Origin of the sequence: Mesorhizobium abyssinicae (genome assembly GCF_049887195.1) — a bacterium.
Classification (GTDB): Bacteria; Pseudomonadota; Alphaproteobacteria; order Rhizobiales; family Rhizobiaceae; genus Mesorhizobium; species Mesorhizobium abyssinicae.
Window position 1 is genome coordinate 166,412 of record NZ_JARAKC010000001.1, and the last position, 21,554, is coordinate 187,965.

At 64.9% G+C, this 21,554-nt stretch carries 17 protein-coding genes; 7 read left to right on the forward strand and 10 right to left on the reverse strand.

The genetic code is table 11. From position 1 onward, the window contains the following. The first annotated feature begins 30 nt into the window (after positions 1-30). The 4 genes from PU724_RS00700 (at position 31) to PU724_RS00715 (ending at position 5,180) form a co-directional block, all read left to right on the forward strand. On the forward strand, positions 31-1,641 hold the full coding sequence (locus PU724_RS00700) for an ABC transporter substrate-binding protein (RefSeq protein ID WP_127309837.1): 1,611 nt from the start codon (positions 31-33) through the stop codon (positions 1,639-1,641). A gap of 88 nt (positions 1,642-1,729) precedes the next feature. Next, complete coding sequence (locus PU724_RS00705; protein ID WP_128274915.1) at positions 1,730-2,680, forward strand: ABC transporter permease; 951 nt, start codon at positions 1,730-1,732, stop codon at positions 2,678-2,680. Then, positions 2,677-3,528, forward strand: a complete 852-nt coding sequence (locus PU724_RS00710; RefSeq protein ID WP_135859338.1) for an ABC transporter permease — start codon at positions 2,677-2,679, stop codon at positions 3,526-3,528. The genes PU724_RS00705 and PU724_RS00710 overlap by 4 nt, the downstream gene beginning before the upstream one ends. Beyond that, positions 3,525-5,180: an ABC transporter ATP-binding protein gene (locus PU724_RS00715; protein ID WP_354419153.1), complete on the forward strand. Its 1,656-nt coding sequence runs from the start codon at positions 3,525-3,527 to the stop codon at positions 5,178-5,180. Before PU724_RS00710 ends, PU724_RS00715 begins: the two co-directional genes overlap by 4 nt. A gap of 68 nt (positions 5,181-5,248) precedes the next feature. Here the strand turns inward: PU724_RS00715 and PU724_RS00720 are convergent, their stop codons facing one another. After that, positions 5,249-5,725, reverse strand: a complete 477-nt coding sequence (locus tag PU724_RS00720) for an Lrp/AsnC family transcriptional regulator (protein ID WP_127407051.1) — start codon at positions 5,723-5,725, stop codon at positions 5,249-5,251. A gap of 222 nt (positions 5,726-5,947) precedes the next feature. On the opposite strand from PU724_RS00720, the gene PU724_RS00725 reads away from it, so the two are divergent. Beyond that, on the forward strand, positions 5,948-7,273 hold the full coding sequence (locus tag PU724_RS00725) for an NAD(P)/FAD-dependent oxidoreductase (protein WP_354419156.1): 1,326 nt from the start codon (positions 5,948-5,950) through the stop codon (positions 7,271-7,273). Positions 7,274-7,311: 38 nt separating this feature from the next. On the opposite strand, the gene PU724_RS00730 is transcribed toward PU724_RS00725, so the two are convergent. The 5 genes from PU724_RS00730 to PU724_RS00750 all read right to left on the reverse strand — a co-directional run bounded on the left by PU724_RS00730 (position 7,312) and on the right by PU724_RS00750 (position 14,039). After that, positions 7,312-8,679: an FAD-dependent oxidoreductase gene (locus tag PU724_RS00730; protein ID WP_354419158.1), complete on the reverse strand. Its 1,368-nt coding sequence runs from the start codon at positions 8,677-8,679 to the stop codon at positions 7,312-7,314. Then, positions 8,676-8,978, reverse strand: coding sequence for a (2Fe-2S)-binding protein (locus tag PU724_RS00735; RefSeq protein WP_354419160.1), 303 nt, complete (start codon positions 8,976-8,978; stop codon positions 8,676-8,678). Before PU724_RS00735 ends, PU724_RS00730 begins: the two co-directional genes overlap by 4 nt. Beyond that, positions 8,975-10,960 carry a hydantoinase B/oxoprolinase family protein gene (locus PU724_RS00740; RefSeq protein ID WP_354419162.1) on the reverse strand — a complete coding sequence of 662 codons (1,986 nt, stop codon included), beginning with the start codon at positions 10,958-10,960 and terminating at the stop codon, positions 8,975-8,977. Before PU724_RS00740 ends, PU724_RS00735 begins: the two co-directional genes overlap by 4 nt. A gap of 4 nt (positions 10,961-10,964) precedes the next feature. Next, complete coding sequence (locus PU724_RS00745; protein ID WP_354419164.1) at positions 10,965-13,043, reverse strand: hydantoinase/oxoprolinase family protein; 2,079 nt, start codon at positions 13,041-13,043, stop codon at positions 10,965-10,967. A gap of 90 nt (positions 13,044-13,133) precedes the next feature. Beyond that, positions 13,134-14,039 (reverse strand): LysR family transcriptional regulator, encoded by a 906-nt coding sequence (locus PU724_RS00750; RefSeq protein WP_127282713.1) that lies wholly within the window; start codon positions 14,037-14,039, stop codon positions 13,134-13,136. 110 nt (positions 14,040-14,149) lie between these two features. Here PU724_RS00750 and PU724_RS00755 point away from each other — a divergent pair, with 110 nt between their 5' ends. Next, positions 14,150-15,268 (forward strand): NAD(P)/FAD-dependent oxidoreductase, encoded by a 1,119-nt coding sequence (locus PU724_RS00755; RefSeq protein WP_354419166.1) that lies wholly within the window; start codon positions 14,150-14,152, stop codon positions 15,266-15,268. A gap of 467 nt (positions 15,269-15,735) precedes the next feature. Next, on the forward strand, positions 15,736-16,821 hold the full coding sequence (locus tag PU724_RS00760) for an ABC transporter ATP-binding protein (RefSeq protein ID WP_354419168.1): 1,086 nt from the start codon (positions 15,736-15,738) through the stop codon (positions 16,819-16,821). 50 nt (positions 16,822-16,871) lie between these two features. Here the strand turns inward: PU724_RS00760 and PU724_RS00765 are convergent, their stop codons facing one another. The 4 genes from PU724_RS00765 to arfA all read right to left on the reverse strand — a co-directional run bounded on the left by PU724_RS00765 (position 16,872) and on the right by arfA (position 21,548). Continuing rightward, entirely contained in the window at positions 16,872-17,714 is an 843-nt protein-coding gene (locus PU724_RS00765; protein ID WP_354419170.1) for a carbohydrate ABC transporter permease, read from the reverse strand. Next, entirely contained in the window at positions 17,711-18,595 is an 885-nt protein-coding gene (locus tag PU724_RS00770; protein ID WP_354419172.1) for a carbohydrate ABC transporter permease, read from the reverse strand. Before PU724_RS00770 ends, PU724_RS00765 begins: the two co-directional genes overlap by 4 nt. A 59-nt stretch (positions 18,596-18,654) precedes the next feature. Further along, on the reverse strand, positions 18,655-19,929 hold the full coding sequence (locus tag PU724_RS00775; protein WP_292099687.1) for an extracellular solute-binding protein: 1,275 nt from the start codon (positions 19,927-19,929) through the stop codon (positions 18,655-18,657). A gap of 113 nt (positions 19,930-20,042) precedes the next feature. Further along, a complete protein-coding gene (gene arfA / locus PU724_RS00780; RefSeq protein WP_354419174.1) occupies positions 20,043-21,548 on the reverse strand; it encodes an arabinosylfuranosidase ArfA in 1,506 nt (501 codons plus the stop codon). Between the last annotated feature and the right edge of the window lie 6 nt (positions 21,549-21,554).

Consider the following 21,554-nt stretch of genomic DNA (forward strand, 5'->3'; position numbering starts at 1 on the left):
GCCGACCAAACAAACAGAAAGGGGAATGACATGACCGACAAGATCACGAACTGGACCAGCGCAGACGATGCCATGGTCGAGAACGCCATCCGGCGGGGCGCGAGCCGCCGCGAACTCCTCAAGATGCTGTTGGCCGGTGGCGCCGCGGTCGCCGCGGGCAGCCTGGTGCTTGGCCGCGCCAGCCAGGCCGTCGCCGCCGAGCCGGTTTCCGGCGGAAGCTTCAAGGCGGCCGGCTGGTCGTCCTCGACCGCCGACACGCTCGATCCGGCAAAGGCGTCGCTCTCCACCGACTATGTCCGCTGCTGCTCGCTCTACAACCGCCTGACTTTCCTCGACAAGGATGGCGTCACGCAGATGGAGCTGGCCGAGAGCTTCGACAGCAAGGACGCCAAGACCTGGACCGTGAAGCTGCGCAAGGGCGTCACATTCCACGACGGCAAGGACCTCACGGCCGACGACGTCGTCTACTCGCTGAAGCGCCATCTCGACAAAGCGGTCGGCTCCAAGGTGGCCAAGATCGCGGCGCAGATGACCGGCTTCAAGGCGGTCGACAAGTCGACCGTCGAAATCACGCTCGCCGACCCGAATGCCGACCTGCCGACCATCCTGGCGCTGCACCATTTCATGATCGTGGCGGACGGCACCACCGACTTCTCCAAGGGCAACGGCACCGGCGCTTTCGTGCTGCAGACGTTCGAACCGGGCGTGCGTTCGGTCGTCACCAAGAACAAGAACTACTGGAAGTCGGGCAAGCCCTATCTCGACTCCTTCGAATTCATCGCCATCACCGACGACAGTGCTCGCGTCAACGCCCTGCTTTCCGGCGACATCAATTTTGCCGCATCGATCAATCCGCGCTCAATGAAGCTCCTGGAGAGCCAGCAGGGCTTCGAACTGTCGAAGACGACCGCGGGCAACTACACCGACCTCAACATCCGGCTCGACATGGATCCGGGCAGCAAGGCCGACTTCGTGGCCGGCATGAAGTACCTCGTCAACCGCGAGCAGATCGTCAAATCGGCATTGCGCGGCCTTGGTGAGGTCGGCAATGATCAACCTGTCTCGCCGGCGAACATCTTCCACAACGCCGACATCAAGCCGAAGGCATTCGACCCGGACAAGGCGAAGTTCCACTTCCAGAAGTCAGGCCTGCTCGGCCAGTCCATCCCGGTGATCGCGTCCGACGCTGCGACCTCGTCGATCGACATGGCGGTGATCATCCAGGCCGCCGGCGCGGATATCGGCATGAAGCTGGACGTCCAGCGCGTTCCGTCCGACGGCTACTGGGACAATTACTGGCTCAAGGCGCCGATCCATTTCGGCAACATCAATCCGCGTCCGACGCCGGACATCCTGTTCTCGCTGCTCTACGCTTCCAGCGCCCCCTGGAACGAAAGCCAGTATAAGTCCGAGAAGTTCGACAAGCTGCTTGTCGAGGCGCGCGGCTCGCTCGACCAGGCCAAGCGCAAGGAAATCTACAACCAGATGCAGGTCATGGTCTCCGAGGAGGCCGGCACCATCATCCCGGCCTACATCTCCAACGTCGATGCCCTCTCCAGCAAGGTGAAGGGTTTGGAGGCGAACCCGCTCGGTGGCATGATGGGCTACGCAATGGCGGAATATCTCTGGCTCGAAGCCTGAGGGGCGACTGCCGGGGGCCGGTCAGCCGGTCCCCCGGCACTGCATTGCGCAAGATGGTTGGCCGAACGCACCGCAGGGAGCGCTTTCAATGACGTCTGGGGTTCTCAACCTCGTGCTGAAGCGGCTAGGGATCGCGGCCATCACGCTATTGATCGTGCTGTTCGCCGTGTTCTTCGCCACCAGCATGCTGCCTGGCGACACCGCGTCGATCCTGCTCGGCCAGGCGGCGACTCCCGAGGCGGTCGCCGGCCTGCGCGAGGCCATGCATCTCAACGACCCGGCGATCCTGCGCTTCCTGCGCTGGCTTGTCGGCCTGCTCCACGGCGACCTCGGCACCTCCTATGCCAATGAGATGCCTGTTGCGGCTCTGATCGGCGGGCGCCTGGTCAACACCATGAAGCTCGCCGGCATCACCGCGCTGCTCTCGGTGCCGCTGGCGCTGACGCTCGGCATCACCGCCGCGATGTTGCGCGGCTCCGTCTACGACCGCACCGTCACTGTGCTTTCGATCGGCGTCATCTCCGTGCCGGAGTTCATGGTCGCCACGCTGGCGGTCTTGCTCTTTGCCGTTTATCTCAGATGGCTGCCGGCGCTGTCGTCGGTCAACGAGGCGCATTCGCTGACCGATCTCGTGCGCATCTATGCAATGCCGGTGATCACGCTCACCTTCGTCATCTCCGCCCAGATGATCCGCATGACGCGCGCCGCGGTAATCGAAACGCTCTCCACGCCTTATGTCGAGATGGCTCTCCTCAAAGGCGCCTCGCGCAGCCGGATGGTGCTGCGGCACGCGCTTCCCAACGCGCTCGGGCCGATCGTCAACGCGATCGCGCTTTCCTTGTCCTATCTGGTCGGCGGCGTGATCATCGTCGAAACGATCTTCAACTATCCCGGCATCGCCAAGCTGATGGTCGATGCGGTCGCGACCCGCGACCTGCCGCTGATCCAGAGCTGCGCGATGATCTTCTGCCTCGGCTATCTTCTCCTCATCACGGCCGCCGACATCGTCGCAATCATGTCCAACCCGAGGCTGAGATGACGATAGCGCGCACGACAACCTCCCGACGATCCTTCCTGGGCCACAGCTACAACCTCGTCGGCGTCGTGGCCTCGCTGGTGATCCTGGCGTGGACACTGATCGCGATCTTCGCGCCTTACATCATTCCCCATCCCATCGGCGACATCGTCGACGACGACTATTTCGGCCCGATGCGACAGGGGCTGTGGCTCGGCTCGGACTATCTCGGGCGCGACATGCTCTCGCGGGTTCTGATGGGCGCGCGCTACACAGTCGGCATATCGCTTGCGGCCGTCTCCATCGCCTGCTTTTCCGGCGTCGTGCTGGGTATGATAGCGGCCGTCACCGGCGGCTGGCTCGACACCTGCCTCAGCCGCTTCCTGGACGCCATGAACTCCATCCCCAGCAAGCTGTTCGGCCTTGTCGTCGTCGCCGCGGTCGGTTCGTCGATCCCGGTGCTGATCCTGACGCTCGCCGTCATCTATATCCCCGGCGCCTACCGCTTCGCGCGCGCGCTCGCCGTCAACATCAACACCATGGACTTCATGACCGTCGCGCGTGTCCGCGGCGAGAGCACCCTCTATCTCATCGGCTCCGAGATCCTGCCCAACATCATCCGCCCGGTGCTCGCCGACTTCGGTTTGCGCTTCGTCTTCATCGTTCTGCTGCTCTCTGGCCTGTCCTTCCTTGGGCTCGGCCTGCAGCCGCCGCTCGCCGACTGGGGCGCGCTGGTGCGCGAGAACATCGGCGGCCTGCCCTTCGCGGCCCCCGCCGTCATCGTGCCTTCGCTGGCGATCGCCAGCCTCACCATCAGCGTCAACCTGCTGATCGACAACCTGCCGCAGAAGATCAGGGACCGGGACGCATGAGCAATCTCGTCGAGGTCAGGAACCTGAGGATCGAGGCGACGACCGACGCCGGACGGCTTGTCGAGATCATCAAGGGCGTCAGCCTCGACATAGCCGACGGCGAGATCGTCGCCCTGATCGGCGAAAGCGGCTCCGGCAAGACTACGGTAGCGCTCTCGCTGATGGGCTATGCGCGGCCCGGCTGCCGGATCACCGGCGGCGAGATCAACGTCAACGGCAAGAACATGGCCGGCCTTTCCGAAAAGGAACGGGCCAGGCTGCGCGGCACCGACATTGCCTATGTTCCGCAAAGTGCCGCCGCCTCCTTCAACCCTTCCTCCACCATCATGGAGCAGGTCATCGAGGTCACGCGGATCCACAAGCTGATGCCGCCCGAACGGGCGCGAAAGCGGGCAGTCGAGCTGTTCAGGGCCTTGTCGCTGCCGGACCCGGAAGGGATCGGCGGCCGTTATCCGCACCAGGTTTCGGGCGGTCAATTGCAGCGGCTGTCGGCGGCCATGGCGCTCATCGGCGATCCCAAGCTGGTGATCTTCGACGAGCCGACGACGGCACTCGACGTGACGACGCAGATCGACGTGCTGAAGGCATTCAAGTCGGTCATGCGGGCGGGCGGGATCGCAGGTGTCTATGTTTCCCACGACCTCGCGGTCGTCGCCCAGATCGCCGACCGCATCGTGGTGCTGAAGGGCGGCGAGGTGCAGGAGGCAGGCACCACAGCGGCAATCCTTTCAGCTGCCCGGCACCCCTATACGCGCGAACTGCTGGCCGCCTTCGAACCGAAGCCGCGGCAAGGGCAGGCCGACGCGGATGCCGGGACGAAGCAGCTGCTGCGTATAAACGACGTGACGGCCGGCTATGGCGCGATGCGGGCTGACGGACTGCCACTTATCCGCGCGGTCGATTCCGTCAGCCTGGTCGTCGAGAAGGGGCGCAATCTCGGCGTCATCGGCGAATCTGGCTGCGGAAAATCGACGCTGGCGCGCGTCATCGCCGGCATCCATCCGGCCGCGGCCGGCGACATCGTCTTCGATGGCAAGGACCTGCAGCGCGCCGCAAGGAAACGCAGCCAGGACCAGCTGCGCGAGATGCAGATCGTGTTCCAGTACGCCGATACCGCGCTCAATCCGGCCAAGGCGGTGGAGGACATCATCTCCCGCCCGCTCGCCTTCTATCACCGGCTAGACAGGCAGGCGCGCTCGAGGCGCGTCGACGAACTGCTCGACATGGTGCGCCTGCCGAGGGCGCTGCGCTACCGGCATCCATCGGAGCTCTCGGGCGGCCAGAAGCAACGCGTGAATTTCGCGCGCGCGCTGGCGGCCGACCCCAAGCTCATCATCTGCGACGAAATCACCTCGGCGCTCGACACGGTGGTGGCATCAGCGGTGATCGAACTGCTCAAGGAGCTGCAGCGCGAGCTGGGGCTCTCCTACATCTTCATCAGCCACGACCTCTCCGTCGTCGAGGCCATCTGCGACGAGATCATGGTCATGTACAATGGCCAGCGGGTAGAGCAGATCACGCCAGACAAGGTGAAGGCTCCCGCCCACCCCTATTCCAAGCTACTGTTCTCTTCGGTGCCGAAGCTCGATCCGACTTGGCTCGACGGCCTGGTGCGCGACCCCGAGCTCGTCAGCCAATACGGCCACCGCTAGAAGCAATTCCAGGAACGGTTTTCCGTCTTTGCCTTGAACGGATGGTTAGAGCGACGATGCGCGGAGCCTCACATCGGGAACAGGCTGGGCAGCGGCATGTGCGCCTTGACGATGGGGGATTTCAGCACGACGAAGGAGAAATACTTGTCGATGCCGATATCCATGTCGGTTAGCCGTTCCATGATCGTCTGGTATTCGCCGATGCCGGCGGTGACGAATTTCATCAGATAGTCGTAGCCGCCCGAGACGAGGTGGCATTCGATCACCTGGTCGATCTTCTCGACGACAGCGAGGAAACGGGCGAAGTCGACCTGGCGGTGGTTCTTCAAGGTGATCTCGGTGAACACGGTCAGCGTCTGGCCGAGCTTGCCGATGTTGACCTGCGCGGAATAGCCCTCGATGTAGCCTTCCGACTGCAGTTTCTTGACCCGCATCAGGCAGGGGCTCGGCGACAGATGCACGAGGTCGGCCAGTTCCACATTGGTGATGCGGCCGTTCTTCTGCAATTCGTGAAGAATCTTGATGTCGATCCGATCCAGTTTCATGGCCGTCTCCAAAGATCGCATGCCACAGCACAAAATGCTGCCGTACCAACAGCCCTGACACTACCACAGCCCGCGGGCCTGTCCATCCGAGCGGGCACCGCTTTGAAACGCAGCGAGTTCCGATTTCGACCGAGCTGCCGAAATAAAATTCTGCTTCGGCTTCAACTGCGGCAGCGGCTGCCTGCGCAACGCGTTAGATTGGCGCGTGAAGGTAGAGAGACCATGCGCGCGCCGCTGCAGCAAATCGAGACATCTGGCAAACTGCCGCAATCCGCGGACGCGGTGGTGATCGGCGGCGGCATCGTCGGCGTCTTCGCGGCCTATTATCTGGCCAGGCGCGGCATGCAGGTCGCGCTTGTCGAAAAAGGGCGCATCGGCGCCGAGCAATCCTCGAGGAATTGGGGATGGTGCCGCCAGCAGAACCGCGACGCCCGCGAACTGCCGATGGCGACCCGCAGCCTCGATCTGTGGGACAGCTTCGCGGCGGCGACCGGCGAAGACACCGGCTTTCGACGCTGCGGCCTGCTTTATCTCAGCAATGACGAGGCGGAACTGGCCGGCTGGGCGCGCTGGCGCGACTTCGCCAGGACGGCCGGCGTGACCACCCATATGCTCGACGGCGCCGAGGCCAGCGAGCGGGGCGGCGCCACGGGCCGGACCTGGAAGGGCGGCGTTTTCTCGCCGAGCGACGGCACCGCCGACCCGTCGCGGGCCGCGCCCGCGGTGGCCCGCGCCATCCTCAAGCTCGGCGGCACCGTGCACCAGAATTGCGCCGCGCGCGGCATCGAGACCGAGGGCGGACGCCTGAGCGGCTTGGTCACCGAAAGCGGAACGATCCGCACGAAAGTGGCGGTCATGGCCGGTGGCGCCTGGGCGTCGTCCTTTTGCCGGCAGTTCGGTTTCCGCTTTCCGCAGGCGTCGATCCGTTCCTCCATCCTGTCCGTCTCGCCCGGCGCCGAAGGCCTGCCGGATGCGCTGCACACGGCGAGGATCTCGGTCACGCGTCGCGGCGACGGCGGCTACACGCTTGCCATCAGCGGGCGCGGCCGCGTCGACGTGACGCCGCAGCAGTTGCGCTTCTCGTCGCAGTTCCTGCCCATGTTTCTGAAGCGGTGGCGCAGCCTCGCGCCCGGCGGACTGCAAGGCGTGCGCTCGGGGCACGAAACGCTGCAGCGCTGGCGGCTCGACCAGCCGACGCCGATGGAGCGCATGCGCATCCTCGATCCGGCTCCGGACCGGGCCACCATCCGTCTGACCCATGCCCGCGCGCTTGAACTTCTGCCCGACCTCAGAAAGACGAAGATCAGCGCTGCCTGGGCAGGCTACATCGACAGCACGCCGGACGGCGTGCCCGCCATCGGCGAGATCGATAGCGTTGCGGGCTTCTTCCTCGCCGCCGGATTTTCGGGACACGGTTTTGGCATCGGGCCCGGCGCCGGTCATCTCGTCGCCGATCTGGTGACCGGGTCGGAACCGATCGTCGATCCGACATCCTACGATCCGCGCCGCTTCGAAGCCTCCGCCTGGGGCAAGGTTGCCGATTTCTAGGATTTGACCCTCATCAATGCGCGGCATCCGCAATTGCGTCAGCCGTTCCGCAGAAAAGCGCCGATAGGCACCGGTCGGACAGGCGCCTGTCCGCGAAACCGGCCGACGGCGCCGGGCGTGCAGCCGGCCTGTGCCGCAACAAGCTCGACGGCAGCCAACTGGCAGTAGCGCCCCTGGCAGCGCCCCATGCCGACGCGCGACAGCGACTTCACCCTGTTAGCCTCGCAGCCGCCGAAAGCCACGCCCTGGCGTATGTCTCCTGCAGTCACGTTCTCGCAGCGGCAGACGATCGCGTCGTCAGGGAGCACCCGCGCCATCGCCTCCGGCCAGGGAAAGGCGCGGGCCAGACCGCGGGCAAAGCGCTCGAGCCGCGCGAGCTCGCGCAGATCGGCGCTGGCCGACGGCGCCGGTTGTCCGAGATCGGCAAGGCACGCCGCCGCCGCAAGGCGCCCGGCAATCTCCGCGCCGTCGGCTCCCAGAAGCCGAACCCCATCGCCCGCAAGGTAGACGCCATTCCCGGCACGGCCCATCGCATCGGCCTTCGGCAGCCATTGCCGCCACTGCGCGTCATAGGCGAAGGCGCACCCGACGAGGTCGGCCAGATGTGTCTCAGCACGCAAGTGCCAGCCCATGCCGATCATGTCGCATCGCGTGACGTGTTCGCGGCCGCCAGCGTCGCGCCAGCGCATCGCGATGACACCTTGTTCGTCGGCCTCGATTTGTTCGAGCGTCACCCCCGCATGGTAACGGCCGCCGAGCCTCGCCCGCAGCGCCAGACCGCGCAGCGCGACCAGAGGCCGGGCGGCGAGCCCAAGGAATCCCCGCATCTGCTGGCGCCAGGACGATGTATCCAGCACCGCCGCCACATCCGCTCCAGCCTTGACGAGTTGGGCGCCGACCAGCGTCAGCAAAGGCCCCGATCCCATCAGGACGATCCGCCGCCCTAGAGCCACGCCCTGCGCCTTGAGCGCGATCTGCGCCGCGCCGAGGCTGTAGACACCGGCGTTCTGCCAGCCGGGGACTGGCGCGACGCGATCGGATGCGCCGGTGGCAAGGATCAGGCGGTCATAGCCGACTAGCTGCATGCCGCCCTGCCCCAGCACATGCAGCCGACCGTCCTGCGCGGCGATGACCGAACTCGCCGCGCAATGGGTGAGGCGCTCATCCTTGACCAACCGGTCGAACAGGTCATGCAGCGCCCGTGCCTTCGCCGCCTCCGAGCCATAGAGCTGCCCCGGCGTGCGGGTAAATCCGTCCGGCGGGCGGCGATAGATCTGACCGCCGGAGCGATTGCCTTCGTCGATCACCACCGGGTGCAGCCCGGCCTCGACCAGCACCGCCGCCGCCCTTATGCCGGCCGGACCGGCGCCGACGATCACGATTTTCGGCGCTGAAGCGTCGCTCACGGCCAGCTCTCCGGCGGCGTCGTGCGCAGCCGCATGCCCTCAGCGATAGGGGTTGTGCACGCACGCAGGCGCGGCCCCTCTTCCTGCCAGACCCAGCAATCCTGGCAGGCTCCCATCAAACAGAAGCCCGCGCGGGGTTCAGGCCCGAACTCGGACTTTCGCAAGGCTTGTCCCGACGCCAGCATGGCGGTCAGCAAGGTATCGCCGGCCAGCGCGCTGCGCATCTCGCCATCGAGGAAGAAATTCACCTCTGTCCGGTCGCGCTCGGCCAGCCGGACGATGCGGCCGGCGCCGATCATTCAGCGGCCTCTCGCACCGGGCCAGGACGCGGCAGTTCGGGGAACCGTTCGCACGCCGCATCGAAGGCCGCCTGTACGCCCTCCGGCCCGGAGCCCCCCTTCACGCGGCGGAAGATCTCGGTCTTGGCGAAGAACCGCCAGTGGATCGGCAGGTCGCTCAGTATGGCAGTGAGCCGGTCGTAGGCCACAGGGGTCCATTGCGCTTCGTAGCCGTCGCGCTCTGGACCGAAATGGAAATGGCCCGGGGACGGCTTGTGCCGCGCGCGCAGCCTTTCCGTCGCCTGCTCGTCGACCTCGCCGCCGCGTAGGACGACGCCATAGTCGCGCTCCGCCGATGTCTCTGAGACATAGCCGCGCCGAACGTCCTGTGCGACCCGCCAGGGCTCGCGCAGATGCGGATCGCCGCGCCCGCCGCCTCCGGCAGAGCGGATATCGAGCAGGTCGCCGGGCTGCAGCACCGCGGTGTCGATGTTGCCCAGCCGCCGCTCGTGCTCGGTGCCCGGATTGACGACCATGTCCGACAGGCCGGCCGCCTTGCCGCCCAGCACGCCCCAGGGACGGAAAAAACTGCGGTCGCGATTGCGCGCTGTGATCCTGGAGTCGGGGGCAAAGACGCGGAAAGCCATCTCGGTCGCCAGCCCGCCGCGCCAGCGGCCCGCACCGCCGCTGTCCCTGGCGAGCCCGTATTTCACGAATTCGACCGGGGTCTCGGTCTCGGTGATTTCGATCGGCGTGTTCTTGAGATAGGCGGCATCCGCGCCCGATCCATTGGTGCCATCGCGATGCGGCATCGCACCGCCGCCGCCCACCACCGGGTTCACGGCGGCGATGATCGTGCGGCTGCTGCGCTCGTCGATAGTCATGACGTTGACGATGCAGTTGTTGCCGGCCGGCGCCGCGGGCAGGCGCTCCGGCACGGCCTGCGAGAAGGCGCCGAAGATGACCGAGCGCAGCCGGGCGCAGGTGAGCGAGCGCATGCCCACCGCTGCCGGGTGGACCGGATTGAGCACCGACCCTTGCGGCGTGATGCAGGTGAACGGCCGCGTGAGGCCGGTGTTGAGCAGGAGCTTTGGGTTGAGCGTGTAGAGCACGTAGTAGACGCCGACCAGCAGCATGGTGTGGCGCGGGTCGCCACCTGAAGGCACGTTGAGCGAGGAGCCCAACTGCGGATCGGAGCCGGTGAAGTCGAGCACCGCCTCGTCGCCCTTGATCGTCAGTGTCAGCTTCAGCCGGCAGGGATTGGCCTCGACCGAATCCTCGTCGGCATAGTCGGCGAATTCCCAGGTGCCGTCGGGCATGGCGCGCAGCACGTCGCGCGCCTGCGCCTCGGCATGATCGAGAAGCGCGGCAACCCCTTCGATGAAGCCGGCCTTGCCGAACTTCCGCACCATTGCCTGGATCTTGCGCTCGCCGGTGTTGAGCGCGCCGACAAGCGCCTTGATGTCGCCGATGTTGAGGTCGGGCTTGCGCACATTGGTGCTCATGATGCGCAGGATCGTCTCGTCGAAGACGCCCTCCCGCACCAGTTTCATCGGCGGGAAGCGGATGCCTTCCTGATGGATTTCGGTCAGCGCCCGGCTGAGCGATGCCGGCACCGCCCCGCCCATGTCGGTGTTGTGGATGTGACCTCCGGTCCAGGCGACGATCTCGCCGTCGACGAAGACCGGCTTCCACAGATGCGTGTCGGGGGCGTGCGTGGCGACGTGGCCCGAATAGGGATCGTTGGTGAAGGCGACGTCTCCAGGTCGGTAGTCGTCGACCATCGCGATCGCGCGGTGGTAGGAAAGTCCCGGATACCACGTGGCGCCGAGTTCCATCGGCACGGCGAAGGTCGCCCCCGCACGGTCCATCAGCATCACGGTGAAATCCTGCGTCTCCTTGACGAAGGCGGAGTGCGCGGTGCGGTGCAGCGTGTGGGCCATGTTTTCGGCCGCCGCGCGGGCGTGGTTCGCCAGAACCTGCAGGTTTGTCCGGTCAAACATGGCGTCACTCCGCGAAGGTCAGCAGAAGGTTGAGGTGGCGGTCGACCTGCGCCTGCGCTCCCGCGGGAATGGCGAAGGTAGTATCTTCCTGCACGACCACCGCAGGCCCTCGGAAGGTGCTGCCCGGCACCAGGGTCTGCCGGTCGTGGAGGTCCACGACTTCGAGGCTCGCGCCCGTGTAGACCGGGAGGCGGCGCGCCGGAATGGCGGCGGCGCCGATCTCGTCTGTCTCCGGGAAGGAGAGTTTCGGCCCCGCGCCGATGGCGGACAGCCGCACGTTCACAAGCTCGATCTCGCCGTCCGGGTCGTGGAAATCGTAGAGCTGCTCATGGGTGCGGTGGAAGGCCTGCTCGATTGCCTCCGGGTCGGCGTCCGCCAGCCATTGCGGTGAAAGGACGACCTCGATCTCATAGCTCTGGCCGAGATAGCGCATGTCGCAGGAGAGAGTGAGCTCAGCCGCCGCGTCGTGGCCCTGCGCCGCGAGCCAGTCGCGCCCCTCTTGCGCGAGAGCATCGAAGGCCTCGCGAATCTCGGGGAGCGACGCAGCCGTCAGCGGGCTGAAGATGGTGCGTATGAAATCCCCGCGCAGGTCCGCCACCAGCCCGCCCAGCGCCGACACCACGCCGGGGCGGCGCGGCGCCATGACACGCTTCATGCCGAGTTCGCGGGCAAGGAAGGCGCCGAGCATCGGGCCGCCGCCGCCGAAGGGCATCAGCGTGAATTCGCGCAGGTCGACGCCGGCGCGCGAGGCAAGCTTCTCGACCTCGACGAACATCTCCGACACCGCGATGTCGAGGATCGCCTGCGCGGTCTGCTCGACCGGGCGGCCGAGCCGGGCGGCAAGCTCGCCGACCGCGCTATGCGCCAGCCCGGTATCGATCCGGAGCTGGCCATAGGCCATCTCGCTGTGACCGAGCCATCCGCACACCACCATGGCGTCCGTGACCGTCGCCTGGGTGCCGCCACGGCCGTAGCATGCCGGCCCCGGCGTCGAACCCGCCGATTCCGGTCCGACCCGCAGCACGCCCTGCGCATCGACGCTGGCGATCGAGCCGCCGCCGACGCCGATCGAGCTCACCGACACGGAGGGGATGTGGAGCGGAAACTCGCCGATCAGCTCGCCGGTGCCGAACTGCGCCTCGCCGCCGATGATCAGCGCGAAGTCGGCGGAGGTGCCGCCGATGTCGAGGGTCAGCACCTTGTCTTCGCCCGCCTGGCGCGCCAGCCACGAGGCACCGATGACGCCTGAGGCCGTTCCCGACAAAAGCATGTTGACGCAGGCGCGCTTGCCTTCTGCAGCATTCATCAGCCCGCCATTCGACTTGGTCAGCATCGGCCGGGCCGGCACGCCACGACGCTTCAGCCGCTCTTCCAGCGCCGTCAGGTAGCCAGAGACGCGTGGATGAACATAGCCGTTAAGGATGGCGGTCGAGCTGCGCTCATATTCGCGGATGACCGGCCAGACCTCGGCCGAGGTGAAGACAAAGAGATCAGGCGCAAGGCGCGCGACCGCCAACTTCACCGAAGCCTCCTGCGCGCCGTTGCGCCAGGCATGGAGGAAGGACACGATAATCCCCTGCGCCCCGTTCGCTTTTGCCGCCGTCACCGCACGCTCCACCGCCGCCATGTCGGGTGCCTGGGATTCGCTTCCATCGGCACGCATGCGGGCCGGAATGCCGAACACCATGTCGCGCGCGATCAGCGGATCCGGCCGCGCGCAGAACAGCGAATACATGTCCGGCATGCGAAGCCGCGCCAGCTCGATGACGTCCTCGAAGCCGGCATTGGTGAAGAGTGCCAGTGGCGCGCCCTTGCGCTGAATGATGGTGTTGATGCCGACGGTCGTGCCGTGCACGAAGCGTGTCATATGGGTCGGATCGAAGCATTCGCGCTCGCCCAGAAGGGTGAGGCCCGTCATCAGCTCGGCGCCCGGGTCCTCCGGCGTCGTCAGCACCTTCAGCGAGGCCACGCGTCCCGAGTTCGCCTCGAGCGCGCAGAAATCGATGAAAGTCCCGCCGATATCGACGCCGACCTTCCAGTCGGTTCCGCTTTGCGCCTCATCCCCAGTGATGACCCCATCCATGGTGCGTCCCTTCCTGTCTGCCTGCAGAAAGCTGGCACGGCTGGCCGGTCTGGGTCCAAGATGGATGATGGGCAAGCATATAAGGTTTGCTTATGCCTTTGCCTTGTCGCCGCCCAGAACGGCAGAGCAGGCGGCGCGGATCTGGTCGCGCATCATCTCGTCGGCCCGTGCAAGGGCGCGTGTGCGCGAGGTGAGCAGAGCGATGGGAAATTCCGGCCCCGCTGCCAGCGGCCTGACGGCAAGCCCGGCAAACTGGCGCCAAGGCAGCAGGGCGTCGACGAGCCCGATGCCGAGACCAGCCTGGACGAAGCCGACGGCGGAGATGGAGACGTCGATCTCGAGCGAGGGCGAAAGCGCCACGCCCTGCGCGCGGGCCGCATGGGCCAGTTCGTCGGCGGGACGGGTGTTTCCGCGATAGGATATCAGCTCCTCTCCGGCGAGATCGGCGAGCGTCAACTCGGCTTTCCTGGCCAACGGATGCCCGGCCGGCAGCAGGCAGGCGAAGCCGACACTGCCGATCACCTCCGCCTCGATATCGGGAGGCAGGCGGTCGTCCAAGGCGACGCCCAGGCTGGCGTCGCCGGCGCGCAGCATGTCGACGATGGCTGCGATCGGCGCCATGTGGGAACGCAGCAGAATGCCTGGATGCTGCGCCCGGAAACTGGTGAACGCGCGCGGCAATATCGCCATGGCCGGCGGCGGCGAGGCCGCGACACGCACGAGCCCAGCCCGACCCAGGCGCAGGTCGGTGGTCTTGCGCCGCAGGCCCTCCAGCCCCGCCGACAGCCTTTCGGCATCGGCGAAAATCTCAAGCGCCTCGGGCGTCGGCCGCAGCCGTCCCTTGACGCGCTCGAACAGCGTGAAGCCGAGTTCGTCCTCGGTGTGGAGCAGGATCTGGCTGAGCGCAGGCTGGGAGATGTTCAGCATCCGCGCCGCGGCGGTCACGGTGCCGGCGCGCATGACGGCGATGAACACTTCGAGCTGCCGCGCCCGCATTGTCACTCCATAGGTCAAGCTTATGGTTTTCGTCCAAACCCATCTTTGACGCATCGGCGCGGCGTCGACAAGATCGGTCGAAATTCGGGCACTGTTTGCGAGGGGCCGCTATGGATGTGATCGTGCTGGGCGGCGGCCTGATGGGGACGGCTTCGGCCTATTTCCTGGCCAGGCGCGGCGCGCGCGTGACGCTGATCGAGCGCAACCGAATCGGCACCGGAGCAACCGTCGCCTCTTTCGGCAATATCCGACGCACCGGGCGCCATCTGTCCCAGCTTCCGCTGGCCCACCGCTCGCTCAAGCTGTGGGGCAAGGCCGAAAGGATGCTTGGCCGTGACGTGGAGTTCCGCGCCACCGGACACATCCGGCTGATCTTCGATGAGGGCGGTCTCGCCGACATGCGGGCCTATGCCGACACGGCGCGACCCTGGGGGCTCGAGCTGGAGGAACTGACCCCGCGCGAGATCCGTGTCCGCTTTCCCGACCTCGGCCCCGAAGCGATCGCTGCGTCGTTCTCGCCGCGGGACGGCAGCGGCAACCCGCGGCTGATCGCGCCAGCCTTTGCCGAGGCGGCCCGCGGGCTGGGCGCGGAAATCATCGAGGAAGCCGAGGTCGAGAGCGTCAGCCGCGATAACTCCGGTTTCCACGTCGCCACCTCGAAGGGTGCGTTCGCTGCCGAATGCCTGCTCAACACCGCCGGTGCCTGGGGCGCGCGCATCGCCGCACAGTTCGGCGAAGAGGTCCCGCTCGAGGCCCGCGGCCCGCAGATGGGCGTGACCGAGCCGCTGCCGCACAGAATTCTCCCCGTGGTCGGCATCTGGACCCGCGACAAGGAGTACGGCGCCTATCTGCGCCAGGTCGAGCGCGGCAACATCGTCTTCGGCGGCGCGGCCGAAAGGGTGCCGGTGGACCTCGAACCCGGCCATGCAAGAGCCGACCCCACGCGCCTGCCGTTACAATTGCGCGCCGTCGCACGGCTGCTGCCGGCAATCGCGAAGGTCGCGGTCATCCGCACCTGGTCCGGCTGCGAGGGCTATGTGCGGGACATGCTGCCGGTGATGGGATGCTCGGCGACGACGCCGGGCCTGTTCCACGCCTTCGGCTTTTGCGGACACGGCTTCCAGCTCGGGCCCGGCGTCGGCGACGCCATGGCCGAACTCATCACGACCGGCCGTTGCGAAACGCCGCTCGATGATTTCAGGATCGACCGCTTCAGCCGCGCGGCCTGACGAACTGAATTGACTACGATCGGCCTCCCCAAGGCCACCAGCAATGACCGTTTTTCGGAAACGCCGGAACCTTACCACACCGGCCCATATGAGACGCAAAACCGCCGTTCGTTTGACGGCTCCCAGCGGCCCACCGCAAGTCAACAAAATCAGCACGATGCGCTGAGATTCAGCCAAAGGCGATTTGAGAGAAGAAATCAAGACTAAGCCATTGATAACAACGACAATGGCGGGCCCGGAGGGTCATCGTTTTCCGACATGATCAATACGCTGGCGGCTGGTTCGCCAACCGATTTCCTTCGTATGCTCTCGTATGGTCCGGCGAACCTCCTAAACCGCCCACTTGTTGGCAGGACAGCTGGCAGCTGTTCCGCGGACCAGGAATGAGGCGCCCATTGTGCCGTAGCTCAACATTCCTTGACATCGGGTATTTATCCGAAATTATGTAGGAAAGAAGGATCGCAAGCATGACGGGAATCACGCTTTCGGGCGTATCAAAGCACTTCGGCGCCGTCGAAGTGATCCGTGACGTGAGCCTGGACATCGAGCCGGGAGAACTGGTCGTGTTTCTCGGTCCGTCCGGTTCCGGCAAGACGACGCTGCTGCGCATGATCGCCGGCCTCGAAAGCATTGACGTGGGCACGCTGACGATCGACGGGGTGCGCTCGGAGAACCTTGCGCCGGGCAGGCGCAACGTTGCGATGGTCTTCCAGAATTATGCCCTTTACCCACATATGACGGTCGCGGAGAACATGGCCTTTGGACTGAGGAACATTCGGGTCGCGCCGGATGTCATCCGCCAGCGGATCGCCGAGGCTGCGCGTATCCTGGAGATCGAAGCGCTGCTTCACCGGCGGCCGTCGCAGCTCTCCGGCGGGCAGCGCCAGCGCGTGGCCATCGGGCGTGCGATCGTCAAGGAGCCCAAGGCATTCCTGTTCGACGAGCCACTCTCCAATCTGGACGCGGCGCTTCGCGCCCGTACACGCGTCGAGCTTGCCGAACTGCATCAGCGTTTGAAGTCGACGATGATCTACGTCACCCACGATCAGGTGGAGGCGATGACGCTCGCCGACCGCATTGTGATCCTCAACAATTGCCGGATAGAGCAGATGGGAAGACCCGTCGATGTCTATGCACGTCCGGCGTCGCGATTCGTCGCGACCTTCGTCGGGTCTCCGGCAATGAACATCCTGCCTGTTACGGTTTCGGGCTCAGGCGACAGGCTCAATGCGCGCTTGACCGATGGATCGCTCGTCGAACTTCCTGGCACGCCGGCCAACATGGATTGGCGCGAACTCGGAGTGCGGCCGGAATCTCTGACCGTCGTCGCTGAGGGCAATCAAACATCCGCCACGGCCACCGTTGTCGAGCGACTTGGCGAGCGAACGCTCGTCTATGCGCGGCTCGCGGATGGGACGCAGGTGACGGCACAGGATCGCGGGCTTTCGAGCGTCAAACCGGGCGACGCCGTTCGGCTGAAGTTCGACACCACGGCCCTGCATCTCTTCGCCGCGGACGGGTCGGCCTGGCACGCACGCGCCGACGGAGCCTGAACCCGCCGAGCCGGTCGTGTCCTCCGGCATTGCGGTGCACTTGCCGGGTTCTAGCCCTTGATACCTGCCGAGAGCGTTATCGCTTCGGTCACCCGGCGCTGGAAGAAGAGGTAGGCCAGTGCCACCGGCAGGCCGGCCAGTACGGCTGCCGACAGCTGGCGTGCGTAGTAGACACCGAAGGCGTCGTTGACCTGCGTGATGCCGACCGTGATGGTCATCATCTCGGTGCGGGTCACCGAGAGGAACGGCCACAAGAAGGCGTTCCACGTCCAGATGAAGCAGACGATCGACAGCGCCGTCGTTACCCCCCAGTTCATCGGCATGTAGATCTTGAAAAGGATCCCGAATTCAGACGCATTGTCCATGACCGCGGCCTCGCGGAAGTCCTTCGGAACCTGATCGAAAAACTGCTTGTACACGATGATGATGACGGGGTGGATGAGCTGCGGCAACATGATTCCGGCCCAGCTGTTGAGCAGGCCGAGGTTGGCGACCAGCACGAAGTGATTGATGATCAGCGCCGAAGTCGGCACCATGAAGGAGGCAAGGATCAGCCACCAAAGCGCGATCCGCCCGGGGAACCGCAACTGCGAGATTGCGTAGCCGCACAGCATCGAGATGAAGATGGTGATGACCGTTACGCCGACCGCGACCGCCACTGAATTGACGTACCAGGCGCCGATCTGCGTGGTGGTCATGGCGCTGATGTAGTTCTCCAGCGTCGGCGTCTCGGGCCAGAGTTCGATGTAGGGCCGCACGACCTCGTCGTCCGGTTTGAGCGATGAGATCACACCCCAGTAGAGCGGAAACGCCCATAGGACGGCCCAGACGAGCGTCAGTGCGGTGATGATCCCGCCCCAGAAGTTCCAGCGGTGCGCAGCCGCGGCGTTCATCGGCGCCGCCTTTCGGCGAACCGGAGCAGTTGGAATTGCAGGACCGAGACGACCACCACAAGCACGAAGAGGGTGACGGCGACGGCCGCCGCCCTGCCTCCCTGGTTCTGCTGGAAGGCCTTCTGGAAGACGTAGTAGACGAGCACCATATTGTCGTTCGGCCGGCCGCCGATCGAGAACAGATAGACCTGGTCGAAGATCTTGAGCTGCAGGATGAGCTGGATGGTGAACACCAGCGAGGTGATCGGCCACAGCAGCGGCCAGGTGATGCGCCGGAACGTGGTCCATCGCGCCGAGTTGTCGAGCGCCGCGGCTTCGTAGATCTCCGCTGGTATGGACCGCAGTCCGGCAAGGAAGAGGAGGATCGAGAAGCCCGCGGTCCACCAGATTGTCACCCCGGCCACAGCCGGCAAGAACCAGACGCGCGACTTGAAGACCGGCACGCGCGGGATTCCGAGCCAGTCCAGCACATGCATCGCGATCCCGAACTGGAAATTCAGCGTCCAGTCCCAGATCAGATAGACGACGGACACCGGCAGGATGTAGGGCAGGAAGAACAGCGCCAGCACGATCGACTGGAAGCGGCCCTTGAGCCGCGACACGCCTAGCGCGATCGACAGGGCGATGAGTGTCCCTGGGACGACCGTCATCAGCACGAAATAAGCGGTGTTCCAGAGCGCGCGCCGGAACATCGGGTCGTTGTCGAGCCGCAGGTAGTTGTCGAGACCAACCCACCGACCCGCGCCGATCAGCGGCGCATCGGTGAAGGAGATGCGGAACATCTGGACCATCGGATAGACGAACGCCAGCAGATAGATCGCCAGGAAGGGAGCGACCAGCACCAGCGCGACAAGACGTTCAGTGCGGGAGTTGCGAAGCATGGCTCTTCCTCAAATATGACTGGGACCGCTCTGGACAGGACGGTCCCAGCCCTTGAGCCCTACATGCTGTTCAGCTCATCCTTGATGGATTTCACCGCCTCGCCGGGGTCCATCTCTCCATTGAGGGTCGGCACGAAATAATTGGACATGATGTCGAAGATCGGCCCGGCGACACCAGCCTTGGGCGACTTCGGATCGAAGATCATGTTGGCCGTCAGCGTCGAGTAGGTCGCATTGGGCTCCATTGCCTTGTATTCAGCCGTTTCGGTGACTGGCTTGTAGGCCGGGATGTGCCCTGCCGTGGCCCAGAACAGCGAGTGCTTGTCCATCCAGGAGATCACCTCGAGAACGGCGGCACGCTTTTCCGGGCTGATTTCCTTGCCCTTGTTCTTCGGGATTGCGAATGAATGGCTGTCCGCATAGGTGCATGGCTTGTCGAAGATCACCGGGATCTCGACGGCGCCCCAGTCGAACAGCTTGCCTTGCTTGGCGAGGTCGGTCATCGTGGGAACTTCCCAAACGCCGTTGATCATCATTGCGGCCTTGCCCGAGGTGAACAGGGCGACGGTCGCGGGATAGTCCGTATAGGTCGACTGCAGCCCGGCCTTCGTCCATCCTTGCAGGACCGCTAACGCTTTCGCCAGCTTTTCAGGATTGTCGCCGGCGAGGAACTCGTTGCCCGTCAGAAGCTCGCCGCCTTGCTGGCACACCAGCGAATAAATGGTGCGGTACATGAAGTTGCCGTCGGCGGTGACGCTGCCCAGCGGGAACTCGACACCGGCATCCTTCAACTTCTGCAGCGTCGCGGTGAATTCTTCCTTGTTTCTCATACCTAAGGGACGGCCGTCGTCGCCGAGCACGCCTGCCTTCTTCAGGAGGGCGCGATTGTAGTACAGGACGATCGGATGGGTATCGAGCGGCACCGCGTATTGCTTGCCGTCGACCGTCACGGCGCCCATCGTCGTCTGGGCGAAGTCCGAGCCCGAGAGGCCCATCTTGCTCATATCGTCGGCGGTGATTTCTTCGAGAATGTCCTGGCTCACCGCCAAGGGGATGCGGCTGGCGTGATAGGTCATGACGTCAGGCGCCTCACCGACCGCGGCCGAGGTCTGCACCTTCGCGTAGAAGGGCGTGCCCCACTCCAGCGTTGTGGCGTCGATCTTGATCTTGCCGGCGTGGGCGGCGTTGAAGTCGGAGATCATCTGCTTCATGCGCACACCGTCACCGCCGCCGAGGAAATCCCACCATGCGACGGTTTCTTCGGCGTGGGCCGCGACGGCCCAAAATCCTCCGGCCGCAACCACCGCTAGGGCCATCATCTTGCGAAAGTTCATCTCAGCTCCTCCCGAGTACGGCGGTTAGATCCGCCTTGAACGTCTCAATGCTACACCAAACCGAACCGCCTGCAACGGATTTTAGGGTATATATCAGATAACCGGATATTAACTCAGAGCGTCACGCGGACCATCGAGTAGGAATGCGGCGGCAAGTTAAGTGTCATTCCCTTGCTGGTGAGCGCTGCCCCGTTGCCTTTGACAGGCGATACGTTGTCCGGTGCGTCCTTCGTGTTGCAGGCCTCGAGGTCGTCGTGACGGATGATCGTGTGCTCGATGGACTTGGCGGCAAACCGCTCGAGGGCGACGTCGGCCTCTATCGCCTCGGACCCGTGCCGGTTGATGGCAAAAAAGGTCAGCGTGCCGGCGCTCGAATCGTGCACGCCTGCAATGTCGAGCCACGGCACTTTGTCGGCCGCGGCCGCGTCATAGGTAGGCACCTCGACCGCGAGTTGCAGCGCGGTGCCGCGGCCGTGCCTGGAGGCCAGCATGAATGGCCAGTAGATCGTTTGCCGCCAGGCGGCGCCGCCGGGATCGGTCATGATCGGCGCGATCACGTTCACCAGTTGCGCGATGCAGGCGATGCGAACGATATCCGACCGGCGGATGAAGGTGTTGATGATGCAACCGACCTGCAGCACGTCCTCGAAATTGTAGATGTCTTCCAGAAGCCTGGGCGCTTCCGGCCAGTCCCAGCCGCGCATGCGCTCGGCGTCCTGCTTGCGCTGATGGTACCAGACGTTCCACTCGTCGAAGGAGATCTTCACGTCCCGCTTCGAGCGGGTCTTGGCCTTCACGTAGTCGATGATGCCCGCGACCGTGCCAATGTAGCGATCTAGCTTGGCCGGAAGAGCGAGATATTCGGCCGTATTCTTCTCGTAATTCTCGAAATACATGTGGAGGGAGATGTAGTCGACCTGCTCGTAGGTCGCTTCCAACACCGTCGCTTCCCACTGCGGATAGGTCGGCATATTGGAATGCGACGAGCCGCACACGACCAGTTCCACCGTCGGGTCGAGGCCGCGCAGCGCCTTGGCGGTCTCGTTGGCGAGATGGCCGTATTCGCTGGCCGACTTATGGCCAACCTGCCAGGGACCGTCCATTTCATTGCCGAGACACCAGAGGCGGCAGTTCCAGGGTTGCGGGCGTCCGTTCCTGGCCCTGAGGTCGGACCAGTAGCTGCCGCCCGGGTGATTGACGTATTCAACGAACGCCCGCGCCTCGTCGAGGCCGCGCGAACCGAGATTGACGGCAAGCATCATCTCGGTGCCGGCCTTTTCGGCCCAGTCGGCGAATTCATGGATGCCAACCAGGTTGGGCTCCGTGGTGCGCCACGCAAGATCGAGCCGCCGCGGGCGGCTCTCCTTTGGCCCTATGCCGTCTTCCCAATTGTAGGCGGATACGAAGTTGCCACCGGGATAACGGCAGATCGGCGTGTCGAGCGCACGCACCAGCCCGATCACGTCCTTGCGCATCCCTTCTGCGTCCGCTTGCGGATGTCCGGGCTCGTAGATGCCCGTATAGACCGCCCGGCCAAGATGCTCCAGGAACGAGCCGTAAAGACGTTTGTCGATATCCGCGACGGCATAGGCCGCGTTCGCCGTGACTCTGGCCTTCATGATCCC